At 47.4% G+C, this 19,361-nt stretch carries 8 protein-coding genes; 7 read left to right on the forward strand and 1 reads right to left on the reverse strand.

All coding sequences use genetic code 11. The features are described from left to right. Nucleotides 1–28 precede the first annotated feature (28 nt). The 6 genes from aceE to MJO46_RS15140 all read left to right on the forward strand — a co-directional run bounded on the left by aceE (nt 29) and on the right by MJO46_RS15140 (nt 15,414). Nucleotides 29–2,695, forward strand: a complete 2,667-nt coding sequence (aceE, locus tag MJO46_RS15115) for a pyruvate dehydrogenase (acetyl-transferring), homodimeric type (protein ID WP_253990022.1) — start codon at nt 29–31, stop codon at nt 2,693–2,695. Between the two features lie 12 nt (nt 2,696–2,707). Next, nucleotides 2,708–4,711, forward strand: a complete 2,004-nt coding sequence (aceF, locus tag MJO46_RS15120; RefSeq protein ID WP_253990023.1) for a dihydrolipoyllysine-residue acetyltransferase — start codon at nt 2,708–2,710, stop codon at nt 4,709–4,711. A 149-nt stretch (nt 4,712–4,860) separates the two neighbouring features. Then, nucleotides 4,861–6,288 carry a dihydrolipoyl dehydrogenase gene (lpdA, locus tag MJO46_RS15125; protein ID WP_198781247.1) on the forward strand — a complete coding sequence of 476 codons (1,428 nt, stop codon included), beginning with the start codon at nt 4,861–4,863 and terminating at the stop codon, nt 6,286–6,288. 139 nt (nt 6,289–6,427) lie between these two features. After that, nucleotides 6,428–10,888: an EAL domain-containing protein gene (locus tag MJO46_RS15130; protein WP_253990024.1), complete on the forward strand. Its 4,461-nt coding sequence runs from the start codon at nt 6,428–6,430 to the stop codon at nt 10,886–10,888. 77 nt (nt 10,889–10,965) lie between these two features. After that, nucleotides 10,966–13,182: a patatin-like phospholipase family protein gene (locus MJO46_RS15135; RefSeq protein WP_253990025.1), complete on the forward strand. Its 2,217-nt coding sequence runs from the start codon at nt 10,966–10,968 to the stop codon at nt 13,180–13,182. Between the two features lie 189 nt (nt 13,183–13,371). Further along, nucleotides 13,372–15,414, forward strand: a complete 2,043-nt coding sequence (locus tag MJO46_RS15140) for a M13 family metallopeptidase (RefSeq protein WP_253990026.1) — start codon at nt 13,372–13,374, stop codon at nt 15,412–15,414. A 136-nt stretch (nt 15,415–15,550) separates the two neighbouring features. Here MJO46_RS15140 and hxpB read toward each other — a convergent pair whose 3' ends face one another. Further along, nucleotides 15,551–16,210, reverse strand: a complete 660-nt coding sequence (gene hxpB / locus MJO46_RS15145; protein ID WP_253990027.1) for a hexitol phosphatase HxpB — start codon at nt 16,208–16,210, stop codon at nt 15,551–15,553. A 434-nt stretch (nt 16,211–16,644) separates the two neighbouring features. Here hxpB and acnB point away from each other — a divergent pair, with 434 nt between their 5' ends. After that, nucleotides 16,645–19,242: a bifunctional aconitate hydratase 2/2-methylisocitrate dehydratase gene (gene acnB / locus MJO46_RS15150; protein ID WP_253990028.1), complete on the forward strand. Its 2,598-nt coding sequence runs from the start codon at nt 16,645–16,647 to the stop codon at nt 19,240–19,242. Nucleotides 19,243–19,361: the final 119 nt, after the last annotated feature.

Genomic DNA, 19,361 nt, shown 5'->3' on the forward strand with positions numbered 1-19,361 from the left:
TATCATGTATATAGAGAAGGACAGTGTCATGTCTGAAGATATGCTACAAGACGTAGATCCGTTAGAGACTCAGGAATGGGTTGATGCCCTGCAAGCCGTGTTGGAACAGGAAGGCCCAGAACGCGCCCATTTTTTATTAGAGAAGCTGATCGATAAAGCGCGTCGTAATGGCACACACTTGCCTTACACTGCGACGACCGCTTATTTAAACACTATCCCAGCGGGCCAAGAGCCACACATGCCTGGCAACCAAGAGATGGAACGTCGCATTCGCGCCATCATCCGTTGGAACGCCTTAGCTATGGTGTTGCGCGGTTCTAAGAAAGATTTAGAACTTGGCGGCCATATTTCCAGTTTCGCCTCAAGCGCGACTATCTATGACGTATGTTTTAACCACTTCTTCCGCGCACCGAATGAAAAAGACGGTGGCGATTTAGTGTATTTCCAAGGCCATATCGCCCCTGGCATTTATGCGCGCTCATTCTTGGAAGGCCGTTTAAGCGAAGAGCAACTGGCTAACTTCCGTCAAGAAGTGGATGGCAAAGGTTTATCTTCATACCCACATCCAAAACTGATGCCGGATTACTGGCAATTCCCAACGGTTTCTATGGGCTTAGGTCCAATCCAAGCGATTTATCAGGCCCGCTTCCTGAAATATCTGACTGACCGTGGTCTGAAGGATTGTTCGGCGCAAACTGTTTACTGTTTCCTGGGTGACGGCGAGTGTGACGAGCCTGAAGCCTTAGGTGCGATTGGTTTAGCGGCCCGTGAAGAATTAGATAACTTAGTGTTCATCGTTAACTGTAACTTACAGCGTCTCGATGGCCCTGTACGTGGTAACGGTAAGATCATCCAAGAACTGGAAGGCGAATTCCGCGGCGCAGGCTGGGAAGTTGTTAAAGTGATTTGGGGTCGTTACTGGGATCCATTATTGGCCCGTGACACTAGCGGCAAGTTATTGCAGTTAATGGAAGAAACCGTAGACGGCGAATACCAAAACTGTAAAGCCAAAGGTGGCGCTTATACTCGCGAACACTTCTTCGGTAAGTATCCAGAAACCGCCGAAATGGTGGCGAATATGTCAGATGATGACATTTGGCGCTTAAACCGTGGCGGTCATGATCCGGTTAAAGTGTACGCAGCTTTAGATCACGCACAAAAAACCAAAGGTCGCCCAACGGTGATTTTAGCTAAAACCGTAAAAGGTTACGGCTTAGGTGATGCGGGTGAAGGTAAAAACATCGCCCACAACGTGAAGAAAATGGGTATCGAGTCTATCCGTTACTTCCGCGACCGCTTCAATATCCCAATTCCTGATGACCAATTAGAAGATTTACCTTTCTATCACCCAGGTCCAGATTCGGAAGAAGTGAAGTACATGATGAGCCGTCGTGAAGCGCTGCATGGTAGCGTGCCACAACGTCGTCAAAAGTTCAGCGAAGAGCTGGAAATTCCGTCACTGAAGATTTTCGATTCGATTTTAGCGGGCTCTAACGGCCGTGAAATTTCATCGACCATGGCGTTTGTTCGCGTACTGACAGCACTGCTAAAAGACAAAAAAATTGGCAAAAACATTGTGCCAATCATTCCTGACGAAGCCCGTACCTTCGGTATGGAAGGTCTGTTCCGCCAAGTGGGTATTTATGCTCACGAAGGCCAAAAATACGTACCGCAAGACTCTGACCAAGTGGCTTACTACCGTGAGGACAAGTCAGGCCAAGTACTGCAGGAAGGGATTAACGAACTGGGTGCTATGTCATCTTGGGTATCGGCTGCGACCAGCTACTCAGTGAACGATGTGCCTATGATCCCATTCTACATCTACTACTCAATGTTCGGTTTCCAACGTATTGGCGACATGGCGTGGGCAGCGGGTGATATGCGTGCGCGCGGCTTCTTAGTCGGTGGTACATCTGGCCGTACAACCCTGAACGGTGAAGGTCTACAGCATCAAGATGGTCATAGCCACGTATTGGCGAATACTATCCCTAACTGCATTACTTATGACCCAACCTACGGCTACGAAATCGCCGTTGTGGTGCAAGATGGTATCCGTCGTATGTACGGCGAAAACCAAGAAGATATCTTCTACTACTTGACCACAATGAACGAAAACTACGTTCAGCCAGAAATGCCAGAAGGTGCGGAAGTGGGTATCGTTAAAGGTATCTACAAGCTGGAAACCGTCTCTGGTTCGGGTAAAGGCAAGGTTCAGTTAATGAGCTGTGGCACTATCCTGGAACAAGCCCGTAAAGCGGCGCAGGCACTGGCAAAAGATTTTGGTATCACTGCCGACGTATTTAGCGTAACCAGCTTCAACGAACTGACTCGCGATGGTCAAGCCGCTGAACGTTGGAACATGCTGCACCCAACCGAAACGCCAAAACAAGCCTATATCAGCCAGGTTATCTCAAGTGATGCACCTGCGATTGCGGCCACTGACTATATGAAGGTTTATGGCGAACAGTTACGTGCTTACATGCCAACCGATTACAAAGTGTTAGGTACTGACGGTTTCGGTCGCTCAGACAGCCGCGACAATCTACGTCACCACTTCGAAGTGGACGCTAAGTTTATCGTGATTGCGGCACTGAAATCTCTGGTTGATCGTAAAGAGCTGCCTGTCGATGTGTTAGCAAAAGCCATTAAAGAATATGGTATCGACGCTGACAAGATCAATCCACAGTACGCGTAAGAGGCAATAAAAATGGCTGAATTAAAAGAAGTTTTTGTTCCTGATATCGGCGGCGATGAAGTGCAAGTGATCGAAATCTGTGCCGCTGTGGGTGATACCCTCGCGGCCGATGACTCGATTATTACCGTCGAAAGCGACAAGGCGACTATGGATATTCCAGCGCCTTTCGCTGGTGTGTTAGCCGAGTTGAAAGTGGCTGTGGGCGATAAAGTCTCTGAAGGTACTTTGATTGCTATGATGCAGGCAGCGGGCGCGGCAGCTGCCGCTCCTGCTCCAGTTGCTGCACCCGCTCAGGCGGCACCAGCATCTGCACCGGTTCAAGCGGCTCCAGCCCCTGTGGCTGCTGCTCCTGCTACGGGTGCAACCAAAGTGGTTGAAGTCACTGTGCCAGATATCGGTGGTGATACCGATGTATCGGTTATCGAAGTCCTAGTTGCCGTTGGCGATAAGATTGAGGTTGACGCTGGCCTTATCACGCTAGAAACCGATAAAGCGACTATGGACGTACCTTCACCTTTCGCGGGTGTGGTAAAAGAAGTCAAAGTAGCTGTGGGTGACAAGGTTTCCCAAGGCTCTTTAGTGGTTATGCTCGAAGTGGGCGGCGCAGCTCCTGCTGCAGCTCCACAAGCAAGCGCTCCAGCAGCGTCAGCTCCTGTAGCTCAAGCGGCTCCTGCGGTGGCTGTTGCTCCAGTAGCCGCTGCAGCACCAGTGGTTGCCGTTAAAGAAATCCAAGTGCCAGATATTGGCGATGCTAGCAATGTCGATGTGATCGAAGTGCTAGTGTCAGTCGGCGATATGATCACCGCCGACCAAGGTTTGATCACCCTTGAAACGGATAAAGCGACTATGGAAGTGCCAGCGCCATTCGCCGGTAAACTGCTGTCGTTAACCGTTAAAGTGGGTGATAAGGTTTCTCAAGGTAGCGTGATTGCCACAGTTGAAACTATTGCTGCTGGAGCCGCAGCGCCTGCGCCAGTTGCTCAAGCGCCAGCAGTGCAAGAAGTGGCACCCGTTGCAGCTCAAGCACCAGCAAGCCGTCCTCCAGTACCCCATCACCCAAGCGCAGGTGCGCCTGTGTCTACCGGTGCGGTACATGCATCCCCTGCGGTACGCCGTTTAGCCCGTGAATTTGGTGTGGATCTCACCCAAGTTACTGGTTCTGGCCGTAAAGGTCGTATCATGAAAGAAGACGTGCAGGCGTATGTGAAATACGAACTATCGCGTCCGAAAGCGACGGCGGCAACGTCAGTCGGCGCTGGCAATGGCGGTGGTCTGCAAGTGATTGCAGCGCCGAAAGTGGACTTTAGCAAGTTTGGTGAAGTGGAAGAGATTCCATTAAGCCGTATCCAGAAGATTTCTGGCCCTAACCTGCACCGCAACTGGGTAACTATCCCCCACGTGACTCAGTTCGATGAAGCTGATATCACTGAAATGGAAGAGTTCCGTAAGCAGCAAAACGATGCGGCGGCGAAGAAAAAAGCCGATTATAAGATCACTCCGCTGGTCTTTATGATGAAAGCCGTGGCGAAAACGCTGCAACAGTTCCCAGTGTTCAACTCGAGCTTAAGCTCGGATGGCGAATCACTGATCCAGAAGAAGTATTTCCATATCGGTGTGGCGGTTGATACGCCAAACGGTTTGGTTGTGCCAGTGGTGCGTGATGTGGATAAAAAAGGCATTATTGAGTTATCCCGTGAACTCGCCGATATCTCTATCCGTGCTCGCGATGGCAAGCTGAAATCCGCCGATATGCAGGGTAGCTGTTTCACCATTTCAAGTTTAGGTGGCATCGGCGGTACGGCGTTTACGCCAATCGTTAACTACCCAGACGTGGCGATTTTAGGTGTGTCTAAATCTGAAATTAAGCCTAAGTGGAATGGTAAAGAGTTCGAGCCTAAATTGATGTTGCCACTGTCGCTATCTTACGATCACCGGGTGATCGATGGTGCAATGGCTGCACGCTTTAGTGTGACGCTGTCAGGAATTCTGTCCGATATTCGTACTTTGATTCTGTAAGCATATAAGGCTGCTCATCTTGAGCAGCCTTTTGTTTATTGTGATCAGTATCAAACACAGGTTAAAATGCGCCCACCTTACGCGCTAGCGCATTTTCGGTTGGCAGGATTGGTCTCCTCCAACGGATTGAATGAGAATTAGAGGAAAACATGAGTAACGAAATCAAAACTCAGGTAGTGGTATTAGGAGCAGGCCCAGCAGGTTATTCTGCGGCTTTCCGTGCGGCGGACTTAGGTCTTCAAACCGTTATCGTTGAACGTTTTAGCACTTTAGGTGGTGTGTGTCTTAACGTGGGTTGTATCCCATCTAAAGCACTGTTACACGTCGCTAAAGTTATCGAAGAAGCCAAAGCCGTTGCTGCACACGGTGTGGTGTTCGGTGAGCCAACTATCGATTTAGATAAGTTACGTGGCTTTAAAGAAAAAGTGATCAGCCAATTGACTGGCGGCTTGGGCGGTATGTCCAAGATGCGTAAAGTGAACGTGGTTAACGGTTTCGGTAAATTCACTGGCCCTAACACACTGGAAGTCACTGCTGAAGACGGCACTGTGACTGTCGTTCAGTTCGAGCAAGCGATCATCGCTGCCGGTTCTCGCCCAATCAAACTGCCATTTATTCCCCATGAAGATCCACGTATTTGGGATTCGACCGACGCATTAGAACTGAAAGAAGTTCCTGGTAAGTTGTTAGTGATGGGCGGCGGTATTATCGGTTTAGAAATGGGTACTGTGTATTCATCTTTAGGCAGTGAAATCGACGTGGTTGAAATGTTCGACCAAGTGATCCCTGCTGCTGATAAAGATGTGGTTCGCGTATTCACTAAGCAAATCAAGAAGAAATTCAACCTGATCCTCGAAACTAAAGTCACAGCGGTTGAAGCCCGTGAAGACGGTATCTATGTTTCTATGGAAGGTAAGAGCGCGCCAGCTGAACCAGTACGTTACGATGCGGTATTAGTCGCCATCGGCCGTACGCCAAATGGTAAGCTGATCGACGCCGACAAAGCCGGCGTTAAGATTGATGAGCGTGGTTTCATCAACGTAGACAAGCAATTACGTACTAACGTACCGCACATCTACGCTATCGGTGACATCGTTGGTCAACCAATGTTGGCTCACAAAGGCGTGCACGAAGGCCACGTAGCGGCCGAAGTTATCGCTGGCATGAAGCACTACTTCGATCCAAAAGTCATCCCATCAATCGCTTACACAGACCCTGAAGTGGCCTGGGTTGGTTTAACTGAGAAAGAAGCGAAAGAGCAAGGTATTGCTTATGAAACCGCGACTTTCCCATGGGCAGCAAGTGGCCGTGCTATCGCTTCAGATTGTAGCGAAGGTATGACTAAACTGATTTTCGATAAAGACACTCACCGCGTAATCGGTGGTGCAATTGTTGGTGTGAACGGTGGCGAACTGTTAGGCGAAATTGGCCTAGCGATTGAAATGGGTTGTGATGCTGAAGATTTAGCATTAACTATCCACGCTCACCCAACGCTGCACGAGTCAGTAGGCCTAGCGGCTGAAATGTACGAAGGTTCTATTACCGATTTGCCAAACCCAAAGGCAAAGAAAAAGTAATTTAGCAGTCGATTGAAAAAGCGCTCATTTGAGCGCTTTTTTATTGCTTCGCGGAAAATGTAACTTTAATGTAAACAAGCGAGTGAATTGATAAGACTGAACTGCTAGAGTAAGAATACGGTACGAAGTAAGTCGTCAAATGAAAATAATAATAACTAGAACACTTCTGACATGTTTCATCCTTTTGTTTACTAGCCTAAATATAGTTTGGGCCAGTGGCTTAGTGCAGCGTGTCTTTACCGATAGGGATGGGCTCGAAGCGACCAGTATTCGGGCATTAACCCAAGATGATTACGGCTATGTCTGGGCGGCGACCGAGCAGGGCCTGTATCGGGTCAGTAATGCTAAGGTGCGGCGTATCGATAAAATTGGTACTGAGTCGCGCCTTACGGATGATTTTCTGACCGCAGTCGTCAATGTTGATCAGGACAGATTGCTGGTGAGTACAGGTGCGGCGACTTTCCTCTACGATATAGCCAAAAATCAATTTACCCCCTTAGGCTCGGCAGATTTGTTTCCCCATTTTCCCGGTGGAGCACTTATCTCTGCGGCCAGAATGGATCAGCAAACATGGCGATTATTGATTGATAATGGCCAGATTTATGAGTTTTCCCCTTCTAAGTCCACTCTACAACTTATCACTCAATTACCCGTTAATCGCGACCTTCCTTGGCGTAAGTTATTACTTATGCCTAATGGGCAAATGCTGGTGGCGGGGCAGTTGCAACTCGTGCTCCTAGATAACAAGGGCGAGCGGCTGTTCGAATACCCTTGGACCGAATCTATGGGCAATATTCTTGATATGTTAAAGGATTCGCAGCAGCGTATTTGGGTTGCGACGGCTCTTGGGGTCTACCAGCTTGAGCCAAGATCCCGCCAAGTTATCCCTATTGCCGAATTACCCGGTGGGAGCACGGCAATCGCTGAAGATCCTAATGGGGATCTCTGGTTTACCAGTCGGGTGGGCTTACTGAAATGGTCGCCAGAGACGCGGCAGATTGAAAATTATCAGCAGGAGTTAAAGGCCGGGGCCAATATGGAAACCCTCAAGGCCATGTTGTTCGATAATTCGGGGTTAATGTGGGTGGGTGGCTCTGGCGATGGCTTAGCACTCTTAGCCTCAAAGCCAGATTTTATTCTCGATACTTTTACAGCGGATAAACCCTATGCATTGAGTGATGCTATGACTTGGTCTGTGTATGCGACCGATGAAGGTCTTTGGCTCGGCTCTTCAAGTTTAACATTTATTGCTAAGGGAAGTGATAAAGCGCTTGAGGTCCCGATTGAAGGCTTAAACTCCCATGAGAGCATTTACGATCTAAATGAATTTGAAGATCGCTATCTGCTGGTTTCGAGCACCAGTGGCCTCTTTGTGGTCGATAAGCGCACGTTGCAAGGCAGCAGTTTTGCTCAGTGGGTTGGTGGCAAAGATGAGTTCAAAAATAAAGTCATTTACGGTACCTATATTGACCCCCACCTTAAGGGGCGAGTTTGGATTGCCACCTCGACCGGGCTCTATTTTTGGGCATCTGGCTTGAAGGAGCCACAACCTTTTGACATAGATAGATCCATTAGTGATGGCCCCAAACGGCCCGCTATACGCAAGCTCTACCGCGCATCCGATGGTAAGTTATGGGTCGGCGGAAAAAAAGTCTTTGGCTATATCGATGGTCAAAATGAGTTCCATAATCAAATGGGCTTATTTAGTGCCTTAGCTTCAACGCCGACTGTGAGTCATTTGGAAGAAATGTCACCTGGGGTGATGTGGTTTGGTACCTATGAAAAAGGCTTATTCGAATACCGCGAGCAGACGGGGCAGTTAACCTCTTTAACCACCCAGTGGCAGGTCAATTGCAGCTCAGTATTTTTTATTCAAAAGACTGAGAATGCTCATTTAATCGCCTGTGCCGATTCTCTTATTCGCCAAGATAAACAGACCGGGAGTATTGCGGTATTTAATCAGCTAGACGGTTTTATTTCCGATGAGATGAATGAGGGAGCTTATTTTTATTCTCCCAGTTCAGGACTTTATTTAGGCACACCCGACGGGGTGATGCACTTGGATGTGGATAAGCTGGCTAACCGTATTACCGATGACCATGTAATGCTCGAGTCCGTTTCCGTTTATTACGATAGCGCTACTGAAGTGTCGCTTCTGCCAAAGCCGATGACAACCATTAAGCCCGACGCCAATATGGTGAGTTTGCAGATCACCAATTTGGATTATCTTGATGATTCTCCAATTCAATTTAAGTACCGGTTACGTTATCAAGGCGAAGAAGGCCATTATGTCTTGCTGCAAGGCGAGTCACAGATCAACCTCTCAGGCCTAGCTGCGGGGCAGTATGTTTTAGAGATCCTGAGCCAAGTTAATGGTGTATGGTCCGATAAACCCTTTTCCTATCCCTTTTCGGTCGAGCAACATTGGTGGCTAACGCAAGGATTTAAAGGTGTGTTGCTGCTGATTTTTTCTATTGTGGCCTTGAGTTTGGCTTGGTATAGGCAACGGCAAGTCAGAACTTTTATGAATATGAACCAAGCGCTTACCGAGAGCGATGAGCGCCTTAGGCAGGCGCTGCGCGGCAGTGACTCTGATCTGTGGCAGTGGCGTAAAGATACCCAGTGTTTTTATCTCGATAATCGTGGTGCAGTGCTGGGCACCCATGCCAATGAAATCGTGGTCTCACTCGAGGATCTCCCCGTGCATCCACAGGATAAAAAGCAGGCGGTAGAGAAGTGGAACAGTATGCTGACAGGTGAGCAGGACCGTTTCGAGGCTGAATATCGTTACCAGCGTAAAGATGGAAATTGGGGCTGGTTAAGGGTGCGTGGGCGTCCAGTGGCCCGTCATAGGCAAACCCATGAAATAGAGCGCGTTGCCGGTATTTACAGTGATATCACAGTCCAGCGTAAGCTTGAAGATGAAGTGAACTTGCTTGCACAAGCCTTTGAAAATACGTCGGAAGGAGTATTGGTTTTAGATGCCGATGAAAATATTCGCGTGGCCAACCATGCTGCGCAGCATATTATCGGCACCGAACAAACGGATTTAATTGGGCAATCATTTTCCCAATTTGTGCAAATGAAGGATGGCCTCTCTACTGAAGTGGCTCAGTTACTTGGGCAAGATACCTCTTGGACGGGGGAGCGGGAATTAATGGGGCAGAATGGATTGCTGTACCCCGTATGGCTCAACGTATCGGTGATGCGTTCGGCAAATGAAGATGTAATTCATTATGTCATTGTATTTTCGGATATTACCGAGCGAAAACGCACCGAAGCCGATTTGCGGCGATTGGCAAATTATGATGTGCTGACGGGATTATCCAATCGATCTTTGTTTTCGAGCCGTTTGTTACAGTCGATACAGGTGGCACAGGAAACGGGTGATAAGCTCGCATTATTATTCCTCGACCTCGATAGATTTAAACATGTTAATGATTCCTATGGACATAGCATGGGGGATGCCTTGCTGGTGGAGGCCTCTAATCGTCTTCAATCATGCATAGGGAGTGAGCATTTACTCTGTCGATTTGGCGGCGATGAGTTTGTTATCCTATTGAAAAACGCGAATAGTTTAGATGAGATCAATCATTTGGCAGAGCGGCTGTTAGACCAAATAAAGGCTCCCTTTAAACTGTTTGGCCGTGAGTTTTATATTTCGACTAGCATAGGGATCAGTATTTGGCCCGACGATGCGGTGCAGCCCGAGGCCTTTATCAAGAACGCCGACCTCGCTATGTACCACGCCAAGGAGGAAGGACGGGGTAATTTTAAATACTATTCATCGGAGCGTAATACCCAGGCGCTATACCATTTACGCCTAGAGGCCGATCTACGTAAAGCCATAGAACGGGAAGAGTTTGAACTCTACTATCAACCACAAATTGATATTCTACGTGGTGATCGGTTTATTGGAATGGAAGCCTTGATCCGTTGGCGTCATCCGAAGGAAGGATTTATTCGCCCCGATATTTTCATTAAGGTGGCCGAAGCCTGTGGTTTGATTGTGGAGATCGATCGCTGGGTGTTACGTCAAGCCTGTGTGCAGGGCGCTAAATGGGCGAAGACTTACGCTGAACCATTCAAGTTATCGGTCAATATTTCGGCAATTCATTTCCGTCAACTCGATTTTATCGAGGGCGTAAAACAAATACTTGCAGAAACTCAGATGCCAACCTCATACCTAGGGCTTGAAATTACCGAAGGGGTATTGATGAAAGAGTTGCAGGTGGCAAAGAGTCATTTAACGCAATTAAAATCCCTCGGTATCGAAGTTGCCATCGATGACTTTGGTACTGGTTATTCTTCTCTGGCCTATTTGCGCCATTTTGACGTGAATACCTTAAAAATTGATCGTTCATTTTTAATTGATATAGCGACTAACTCCGCCGATCAGGCCATTGTCAGCAGTATTATTGAATTAGCACGTAACCTAAAACTGAATGTGGTTGCCGAAGGGATTGAGACAGTGGAACAGTTGGAGCAGGTCTTTAGTCGAGGTTGTTATATTATCCAAGGTTACTATTTTGCTAAACCTATGTCGGCCACTGACTTTGAACAATATTTAGTAACAGATGATCAAATTGAGTCGATTTAGATAAAATATGACTGACGGTTAAATACCTAAGTTTGTTAATATAACTCGAATTTTTATCCTATAAAAAGTAGCCCATTATGATGCGTAAAATACTCGCTTCTTTCTTTTTATGTTTGTTCCTCACTCCTCTAATTGCGGCCGAACGGCCTAAAATTGGACTAGTACTCAGCGGTGGTGGTGCTAAGGGGGCTGCCCACGTAGGGGTGCTCAAAATATTAGAAGAACACCATATTCCGGTCGATTACATTGCAGGTACCAGTATCGGCGCCTATGTCGCTGGTATGTACTCACTGGGTTACAGCGCGAGTGAAGTCGAAGCCATTATGATGGGTGTCAATTGGGACAGTGGCTACTCGGATACCATCCCACGTAATGTGTTGAGCTACAGGGATAAACAACTAAGAGATCGCTACAATATTCCGCTGAACATTGGCTACAACCAAGGCGAAGTGAGGGCGCCTAGTGGTTTATTGCGTGGCCAGACCATGTCGCAGCTATTGCGACAATCAACGGATTTAGTGAGTCAGTTTGGTGATTTTGATGATTTAGCTATTCCCTACCGAGCGGTGGCGACTGACTTAGAAACCAGCTTACCAGTAGTTATTAACCACGGCAGTATAGTTAAGGCGATGCAGGCCTCTGCCACTGTACCAGGTGCGCTGCAACCTACGCAAATTGATGGAAAATTACTCGTCGATGGTGGGATTGCCAACAATATGCCCATAGATGTGGTTAAAGCTATGGGCGCCGATATCATTATTGCCGTCGATATTGGCTCTCCTCTGGTAAAAAAAGACAAATTAGACAGTACCATAGCGGTACTAGATCAACTGTCCAACTTTCTGACCAATGCCAGTACAGCCAAGCAAAAGGAGCTGCTGACAGAGAATGATGTGCTGATCCGCCCGGCGATCGATGCCTTAAGTACCACAGATTTTACTATCATGCCGCAGGCATTAATCTTAGGTAAAGAAGCCGCCAACAACCAGCTCGATAAGCTGAGCAGCATGAGCGTGAGTCCTGAGGAATATGCTGCCTACGTTGCAGCCAAACAAGCTAAGGGCAAAGTGCTTATCGCCGATGTGAGCCATCCTATTCAGGAGATTGTGTTCGATAACCAATCTAAGGTGAGCCTCAATCTATTGAAGGAAACCTTAGAGCTTAAAGAAGGGCAATCGGTCACTAAAGATGAGTTGAACGAAGCATTAAAACGCATTTACTCCCTTAACAAATTTGAGCGTGTCGATGCCGAATTTGTTGATGGTGGAGACGGTCGCATACTCACTGTGACCACTAAAGCAAAATCCTGGGGACCTAATTATTTCCAACTGGGCTTTAATTGGGAGGATGACTTTAGTGACAATTCGGATATCACCTTCGATATGGCCTACACTATGACGGATCTCACCCGCAACGGCGGCGAATGGCGTAATGAAGTTAAGCTCGGGTTTGAAAAATTATTTGGTACTGAGTTTTACCAACCTTTAGATAGGGATCAAGAGTTTTATACCCGTGCGCGTTATCAGTATGATACAGAAGGCTGGGATCTATATGACAATAATAATCGTGTCTTCGATTTCGATAAGAGAACCCATACCGTCGAGCTAGGTATAGGGTATAACTTTATCCTACAGGGCATTATTGAACTTGGTCTGGTGGGTGAGAAAGGCTCAATCGTTAACGATGCTTGGCTCACTGAGGATTTAGATTTTGACTCCTACGGCGCCTATTTCAAATTTGGCTATGACAGTTTAGATAGCATCAGTTTCCCCACCTCGGGTAATCGCATCACCTTAAACGTCTATGTGCGTAACGAGGATTTCGCCGATATTATCGATAACAATGAAAATGAATATAGCGTGCAGGTCGAGGCCGACTGGAAAGGGGCGCTTAGTGTGGGCAACCATGCTTTTGTGGGTAAAACCTCACTTGCCACCAACAGTAATGATGGCGTTAATACGCTGCACCTCTCCGAGTTAGGTGGTTTCTTAAACCTTTCGGGTTACCACAAAGACTCACTGAATGGCTCACACAAAATCTTTGGCGCCTTTATCTATCAGTATGACTTGGGGCGTGATGCCTTAGGGATGACGGATTATCCTTTGTACCTAGGTTGGAGTTTAGAGGCGGGAAATGTTTGGTATGAAAGGTCCGAAGTTAGCCTATCCGATCTTATCTACGCCTCGAGTTTGTACATAGGTACAGATACATCCATGGGGCCAGCAGCACTGGGCTTTGGGATCACAGATATGGGGGATAAATCCTTCTATTTATTTGTAGGTAAGGCCTTTTAGACAACAATTTAGCCACAGCTAATCCATAAGGGCATGACTGGTATCATGCCTTTTTTTAGCCTGAGTGCTGACGATAGCGGTACTAAAATGTCATATCCTTTTACAAAATCTTGCTACTGCGGGGCAGGGCAAGATGCTAAGGTTTTGCGGGAAAATAAATAACACTCTCAACGGAAGCTGGGGAAAACAATGAAGAAAATTAGCACACTGGCTCTGGGGATCGCCTTGAGTTTAGGTTTAGCGGCTTGCAGCAGCGAGCCTAAAACGGAAGCTACCGCGGTTTCTGGTATTGAATTACAAAACTTTGATACCTCAGTTCGCCATCAAGATGATTTTTACTACAGTGTTAACGGTAAATGGTTAGCCAACACGCCCATTCCTGCCGATAAATCCAACTACGGTGCATTTTCTGTGCTGTACGATCAAAGCCAAGATGCACTGAAAAAGATCATCGATGAAGTGTCCGCGAAAAAGAATCCCGCGGCGGGCTCTAATGAGCAGAAGATCGGTGATTTTAATGCCAGCTTTATGAATACCGATTTGCTGGAAACCTTAGGTGTTACACCACTTAATCCGTTATTAAATGATATCGCCAGCGCGAAAACCCACGCCGATTTACCCGCAATCATGGGGAAATTACTGACGAGCGGTGCCAGCATTCCCTTTGGTTTTTTTGTTAACAATGACGCGAAAAATTCGACCCAATATGCGGTGTATTTAAGCCAGTCGGGCCTCACGCTGCCGGATCGTGATTACTACCTTAAGGATGATCCTAAGTTTGCCGCGAATCGCCAAGCGATGGCTAAGTATGTCACCGACATACTGACAGAGGCGGGTTATAAGGATGCTAAGCGGGCGGCCAAAAACGTGGCGGATATCGAATTGATGCTGGCGCAAAGCCAGTGGAGCCGCGTTGAATCCCGTGATGCGAATAAGGCTTACAACAAGCGCGATCGCGCTGAACTGCAACAGTTAACGGGCAAGTTCGATTTTAATGCCTTCGCTGCCAGTGCGGGTTTTGGCGATAAAGTGACTGAAGTCGTTGTGCGTCAGCCTTCTTATTTTGAAAAGCTCGGGGCAAATTTTGATGCCTTCCCCGTTTCTGCTTGGCAGGATTATTTAACCTTCCACTTAGTGGACAGTTATGCAGAATTGTTGAGTAAAGATTTTGTCGATTTGAACTTCGCCTTTAAGAGCAAAACCTTAATGGGTATTGAAGAGCAGCAGCCTCGCTGGAAAAAAGCGGTCGATGGTGCCGACCAAGTGATAGGCGAGCTAGTGGGTGAAGAGTACGTTAAGCAATACTTCAAGCCAGAAGCCAAAGCGCGTATGGAAACCATGATCAAAAACTTGATCAAAGGTTTTGAAGTCAGCATCAATGAACTCGAGTGGATGACGCCTGAAACTAAGGTGGCCGCCCAGGAAAAACTGGCTAAATTCACCTATAAAATCGGCTATCCAGATAAGTGGAGAGATTACTCTGCGCTAGAGATCAAATCCGATGAGCTGGTGGGTAACTATATGCGTTACGCCCAGTTTGAATATCAAGATATGTTAAACAAGTTAGGCAAGCCTATCGATCGCACTGAGTGGCATATGACGCCACAAACGGTGAACGCCTATTACAGTCCTGTCAGTAACGAAATCGTGTTCCCTGCCGCTATTTTGCAGCCGCCATTCTTCAACATGGAGGCCGATGATGCAGTGAACTACGGTGGTATCGGCGCGGTGATCGGCCACGAAATCAGTCATGGTTTCGACGACCAAGGCGCTAAATACGATGGCGACGGTAATCTGCGTGATTGGTGGTCGGATAAAGACCGTGAAGAATTCCAAAAACGTGGCAAACAGCTTTCGGCCCAGTATTCTGGTTACGAAGCATTGCCGGGCAAATTTGTTAATGGTGATTTAACCTTAGGGGAAAACATCGGTGACTTAGGTGGTTTAACCGTCGCAGCTCGTTCCTATCTAATGAGCTTAAACGGCAAGCCTGCTCCTGTTATCGACGGCTTAACGGGCGAGCAGCGTTTCTTTGTCGGTTGGTCGCAAGTGTGGCGCCGTAACTACCGCGATGAAGAGCTGGGACGTCGTTTGCTGACCGATCCCCATTCACCTAGTCATTACCGTGCAATGGGTACGCCGCGCAATATCGAAGCTTTCTATAAAGCCTTTGAGTTGAAAGAGAGCGATAAGATGTACTTAAAACCAGAAGAACGCGTGAAAATCTGGTAATCCATTAGGTTATAAAGAAAAAGCCAGACAATTGTCTGGCTTTTTACTATATGGATTCAGGCCACTTTACTCTAATAACGGAATAACCATTTTCGCGCCTAGAACCTAAATCTAGAACCTAGAATCTAAAGTAGGCTTACGCCGTTAATACCTTAGGTAATGCGAGCAAAGTGTCTGCTTGATGATGTGCAATTATCCATTTAGCCTCGCCGCGTTGTTCTGGTGCTGGGATAGCAACCGTCTGCATATTGGCGGCTCGGGCTGCGATCAGCCCATTGAAAGAGTCTTCTATGGCAAGGCAATAACGTGGGTCGACTCCTAGAGCGGCAGCACAATTAAGGTAAACCTCGGGATGCGGTTTGCCGTAGGTGAGCGCCTCTGCGGATTCTACCGCCAGAAATTGGTCCTTAAGCTTAAGTCTTGTTAGCACTGCATCAATCAAAGCTGTTGGTGATGAGGTCGCTAAGCCTATTTTTAATCCTTTGGCTTGGCAGTATTCCATGGCTTGCTGAACACCAGGCATAGGCTCACCGGTTTGCCGAATTTCTTCAGCAACTTTGTCAACAATGGATTTACTGACCTTAGCGTTGTCGTAGTCTGCCCAAGGCGCTTTGTGATACCAATAATCGACACATTGGTCGATACGCAGCCCCGTGGTTTGTTGAATCGTTTCTATGGTGACTGGCACACCGAGGGCGGATAACACTTCATATTCGACCCGCTGCCATAGGGGTTCTGAATCAATTAAAACGCCATCCATATCAAAAATAACGGCTTGAATATTAAGGGTTGTCATTGGTACTCCGATGGACTGGGGCGATCACTTAGCGATGCGATAAATAGCGCTTGAGTGTAAGTTTTTGTACTGCATCTTAAAAGCCAAAAACCACAAAGTTGAGAAAAATTTACGCATATTTAAGCCATAGCGCTGAAAAAACCTTGTTTAATTTCAAATTTGTGAAGAATAGGTAACTATTTGTCACGTATGATTTTTTATCAGTTTTCAAACTATTGTCTAATTTCCCTTGTTTTATTCTTCCCGTAAGTTGGACATCGCCGCCGGATTTAGCCCTTATTTCGTCTTTCGTCGAGTGTGACCTGATTCATACTTTTGCAAAGCTGTAGTATACTGCTGGCCGGAAATACGGGTCGATCATGTCGGACTGTCAGCTTCAATAAAGAAGACGTGCAGTTTCGTTGTTAGAGCGCCAAACAAAGAGGAATGTTGCCGTGCTAGAAGCATATCGTAAACACGTCGCAGAACGTGCTGCAGAGGGCGTAGTCCCTAAGCCATTAGATGCACATCAAGTGGCTGAACTGGTTAAATTGGTTCAAAATCCACCCGCAGGTGAAGAGGCTTTCGTTCTCGACCTGCTCGAAAATCGAATTCCCCCCGGTGTTGATGAAGCCGCTTATGTTAAAGCTGCTTTTTTAGATGCAGTGGCTAAAGGCTCTGTCGCTTCACCTATCCTATCTGCTGAGCGTGCTACTGAGTTATTAGGTACTATGCAAGGCGGCTATAACATCGAACCTCTGCTTGCGCAGCTCGACAATCCCGCGCTCGCACCATTGGCCGTTAAAGCTCTCGCTCATACCCTACTGATGTTTGATTCTTTCCACGATGTGGTTGAGAAGATGGAAGCGGGTAATGAGTTTGCTAAGCAAGTGGTTGAAGCTTGGGCGAATGCTGATTGGTATTTAAGTCGTCCCAAACTGGCTGACAAAGTGTCACTCACTGTGTTTAAAGTTTCTGGTGAAACCAACACCGACGACCTGTCACCTGCACCGGATGCTTGGTCACGCCCCGATATCCCATTGCACGCATTAGCTATGCTGAAAAATGCCCGTGATGGTATCGAACCTGACGTTGCTGGCGCCGTTGGCCCAGTGAAAAAAATCGAAGCGTTAAAAGCTCAAGGTTTCCCACTCGTGTATGTGGGCGACGTTGTTGGCACAGGTTCATCACGTAAATCAGCCACTAACTCAGTGCTGTGGTTTATGGGTGATGACATTCCGTTCGTACCTAACAAACGTGCTGGCGGTTTCTGCCTTGGCGGTAAAATTGCACCGATTTTCTTCAACACTATGGAAGATGCGGGCGCACTGCCTATCGAGCTTGATGTGAGCAAGATGGAAATGGGCGATGTTATCGACATTTACCCCTACACCGGTGTTGTTAAGCGTCATGGCTCAGATGAAGTGATTTCTGAGTTCAGCCTGAAAACCGACGTACTGTTAGACGAAGTGCGTGCGGGTGGCCGTATTCCTTTAATCATTGGCCGTGGTCTAACCGACAAAGCCCGTGATGTATTAGGTTTACCTGCATCTGATGTATTCGTGCGTCCACAGGATGTTGTTGACTCTGGTAAAGGTTATACCTTGGCACAGAAGATGGTCGGTAAAGCATGCGGCGTAGCTGGCGTGCGTCCTGGCCAATACTGCGAACCTAAGATGACCTCTGTAGGTTCACAGGATACTACCGGTCCTATGACCCGTGATGAGCTGAAAGACTTAGCCTGTTTAGGTTTCAGTGCCGATTTGACTATGCAGTCATTCTGCCACACTGCGGCCTATCCAAAGCCAGTTGACGTAAATACTCACCACACGCTGCCAGACTTCATTATGAACCGCGGCGGTGTGTCTCTGCGCCCTGGTGACGGTGTTATCCACTCATGGTTAAACCGTATGTTATTACCAGATACCGTTGGTACTGGTGGTGACTCACATACGCGTTTCCCAATTGGTATTTCATTCCCAGCGGGTTCTGGCCTTGTAGCGTTTGCTGCGGCGACAGGTGTTATGCCACTCGATATGCCTGAATCAGTATTAGTGCGTTTCAAAGGCAAGATGCAACCCGGTATCACCTTACGTGATCTAGTGCATGCTATCCCATTAAAAGCGATTGAAATGGGCCTGTTAACCGTTGAGAAGAAAGGTAAAGTGAACATCTTCTCTGGTCGCGTACTGGAAATCGAAGGCTTAGAAACTCTGAAAGTTGAGCAGGCATTCGAACTGTCTGATGCCTCTGCCGAGCGTTCTGCCGCAGGTTGTACCATCAAGTTAGACAAAGAACCTATCATCGAATACCTAAACTCGAACATCACTATGCTGAAGTGGATGATCGCCGAAGGTTACGGTGACCGTCGCACCATCGAGCGTCGTATCAAAGGTATGGAAGAGTGGTTAGCGAATCCTGAACTGATGAGCGCCGACAAAGATGCCGAGTACGCTGCAGTTATTGAAATCGACTTAAACGACATCAAAGAGCCAATCCTGTGTGCGCCTAACGATCCTGATGATGCAGTATTACTGTCATCTGTTGCGCAAACTAAGATTGACGAAGTGTTCGTTGGTTCTTGTATGACTAACATTGGTCACTTCCGTGCGACTGGTAAGATGTTAGACAAGTTTGCTAAGACTCTGCCAACCCGTTTGTGGATAGCACCACCGACTAAGATGGACAGAGATCAGCTGACTGAAGAAGGCTACTATGCGATTTTCGGTCGCGTAGGCGCCCGTATCGAGATCCCAGGTTGTTCACTGTGTATGGGTAACCAAGCACGTGTGGCCGAAGGTTCGACAGTGGTATCGACTTCTACCCGTAACTTCCCGAACCGTTTAGGTACAGGCGCTAATGTTTACTTAGCTTCTGCGGAATTAGCGGCGGTTGCAGCACTTTTGGGTCGTCTGCCATCGGTGGAAGAATATCAAACATACGCTAAAGAGTTAGACGCGACTGCGGCTGACACTTACCGTTACTTGAACTTCGACCAAATCGATTCTTACACTAAAAAAGCAGCGGAAGTGATCTTCCAGACTGCCGTGTAATCGATTGCCGTTAAGGTAACTTGTTGTAAAAAAGCCAGCGTAAGCCTGTCTCTCATACACAAATCCCTGAACAATGCTCAGGGATTTTTTTTGAACTCATTCCCCGCATTGTGATCAGA

The sequence above is a fragment of the Shewanella sp. KJ2020 genome, from assembly GCF_024197625.1.
Classification (GTDB): domain Bacteria; phylum Pseudomonadota; class Gammaproteobacteria; order Enterobacterales; family Shewanellaceae; genus Shewanella.